This window comes from Bacillus pretiosus (assembly GCF_051294775.1).
GTDB lineage: Bacteria > Bacillota > Bacilli > Bacillales > Bacillaceae_G > Bacillus_A > Bacillus_A wiedmannii.
In genome coordinates, this window is the sequence record NZ_JBPPHF010000397.1 from 1 (window position 1) to 291 (window position 291).

The 291-nt window shown below is 41.6% G+C and carries 1 pseudogene; it reads right to left on the minus strand.

Annotated elements, in window-relative coordinates:
• Positions 1 to 103: 103 nt before the first annotated feature.
• Positions 104 to 291: pseudogene (locus tag ACSG5Z_RS31440) on the minus strand (endonuclease/exonuclease/phosphatase family protein); the annotation flags it as partial.

Below are 291 nucleotides of genomic sequence, written 5' to 3' on the forward strand. Positions count from 1 at the left end.
GGTCTATAGTCAGGGTACTATATAAAAAACAATTTGTTAGTTCATCTGTTTTATGGGGGTAGCAGCTTATCGTTATTCATATTTCGCTGACTATATCCTTTTTTTAAGATGGAAGAACCAAGCTAGCCACTACTCCGGCGTGATCGGAAGGCCAGAGAGCAGTTGGTGTTCTGTCGCTCTGTTCCTTTCCTACTACATTTGCCACAATCGGGTTCCAACCGTTTTTAAACAAAATAACATCTATTCTTATGTTCAGGGAGGACACAGCATTCAACAGGTCAGGATCCTGAC